This is a genomic window from Longimicrobiaceae bacterium, from assembly GCA_035696245.1.
Lineage (GTDB): Bacteria > Gemmatimonadota > Gemmatimonadetes > Longimicrobiales > Longimicrobiaceae > DASRQW01.
Genome location: DASRQW010000087.1, coordinates 1 through 1962 on the forward strand (window position 1 = coordinate 1; position 1962 = coordinate 1962).

Here is a 1962-nt window from a genome sequence, read left to right on the forward strand (position 1 = left end):
CAGCCTCTTTGAGAAAACCGAGATGGCACAAGCCTTCTCGTCCGCAAAGTCCCGAATGTCAGAGAAACCAACATGCAACCAGTTGCAACTCTTCGACTTCTAACCGGACACTTGTGATCAGTCTTCTGAACCGCCGCCGTCCAGCCGCGCTACGAGACGCGATCGTAGACGAGGTGGTAGACGAGCGGGCGCGGGAGGCGCGGGCTGGTGATGGTGGCCTCCATGGTCAGCGTGCGGCCGTCGCCGCTGATGGACCACACGTTCACGCGGCGGCCGTCCTCGGCCTGGAAGGTCTGCTTCAGGCGGCCCGCCTCCCACTCGGTGCTCACGTTCAGCTTCTCGTTGTCCTCCGGGCGCGTCCACTTGATGGGCGATCCGTTGCCGGGCGTCACGATGGCGGCGCGCGCGTCGGTGGTGACGGACACCTGCGACTGCGTGTGCGAGATGGTGACGCGGCGGTACGGCACGTTGGTCTTCCGCAGCCGCCCGCGCGCGATGGGCCGCACGATGAAGTTCATGCGCGACACCGCGTTGTCGATGGCGCGGTTCACGTCTTCGCTGGCCCGCGTGTTCAGCTGGAAGACGCCCTGCAGCGAGGGCGCCTGCGCCTCTGCGCGGCGCACGGCGGCCGGGGCGGCGAGCGCCGCGAGCGCGATGAGCAGTGTGGTCGTACGTTGACGGAGCATGTCTGGTCCTCCAAGATGCGGGGAGATCGGGTGCGCCGCGGTTTCGGGCGTGCGGCCGGGCGGGTGCTGCGGAGGCGGCGTGCGGGCCGCGTGGGCCCCGGAAGCCAATGTACGCGCCCCGCCGCGCGGGGGACAAGGTGAGAGACCGCCTGCGGGGCTTGCTCTCCATCGTACACCCGCTTCCGCTTGTAAGGTTCGTGCCGCCTGAAACCGCCGCGGCCGGAGGCGCGTAGTCGTGCCCTCCCGGACGGCGCCCCGCCGGCCGCCCCGGCGCCATCCCCAACGTAGAAGGAACACCATGCCAGACCCCGCGAACGCCCGCGTCCTCGCCGGCATCGACTCGCGCACCTGGGAGCACCCGGCAGACCGCGCCGCGCTCAACGCCCTGCGCAAGATCCCCGGCTTCGACCAGGTGCTCAAGACGCTCTTCGGCCTCTTCGGCGAGAAACCCATCCGCCTGGCGTTCCAGGCCAACGCGGTGCGCGTGTCGCCCACGCAGTTCGCGCGGGTGCACCGGCTCACGCAGGAGGTCTACCGCGTGCTCGACGCGGAGCACGACTACCCGGTGTTCGTGCAGCAGGAGCCCCACCTGAACGCCTTCGCGTACGGCATGGAGCGGCCGTTCGTCATCCTCAACTCGGCCCTGGTGAGCCGGCTGGACGACGACGAGCTACGCTTCGTGCTGGGCCACGAGCTGGGGCACGTGATGAGCGGGCACGCGCTGTACAACACCATGCTGCGCATCCTCGTCGCGGTGGCCAACATGGGCATCCCGCTGCTGGGCCTGGCAGCCACCCCGGTGCTGATGGCGCTCATGGAGTGGTCGCGCAAGGCCGAGCTGTCGTGCGACCGCGCCGGCATCCTGGCCGTGCAGGACCCCGAGCCGGGCATGCGCACCATGCTCAAGTTCGCCGGCGGCGAGGGACTGCCCGCGGCCAACCTGCCGGACTTCGTGCGCCAGGCCGACGAGTACCGCCAGACTGGCGACGCGGCCGACCAGGTGTTCAAGGTGCTCAACCTGCTGGGCGCCACGCACCCCTTCCCCGTGATCCGCGTGGCGGAGATGCGCGGCTGGTTCGAGAGCGGCGCCTACGAGCGCATCGTGGGCGGCGACTACCGGCGCCGCGGCGAGCCGGACCCCGCCTACCGCGAGGACGTCTCCGCCGCCGCGCAGTCGTACCGGGAGGGCGCCAAGGAGACGTTCGGGCAGGCGAGCGAGGCGGCGAAGCGGGTGGTCGACTCTTTCAAGGCGGGCTTCAACCGGCGGTAGGGGCCG

Annotated in this window: 2 protein-coding genes; one reads left to right on the forward strand and one right to left on the reverse strand. The window is 70.1% G+C overall.

The annotated features are described in order from the left end of the window. Positions 1-149 precede the first annotated feature (149 nt). The gene (locus tag VFE05_04125; protein ID HET6229242.1) at positions 150-686 is read right to left on the reverse strand and encodes a hypothetical protein; all 537 of its coding nucleotides are present in this window, start codon (positions 684-686) and stop codon (positions 150-152) included. 298 nt (positions 687-984) lie between these two features. Between VFE05_04125 and VFE05_04130 the strand changes: the two genes are divergently transcribed. After that, a complete protein-coding gene (locus VFE05_04130; protein ID HET6229243.1) occupies positions 985-1956 on the forward strand; it encodes a M48 family metallopeptidase in 972 nt (323 codons plus the stop codon). Positions 1957-1962 lie beyond the last annotated feature (6 nt).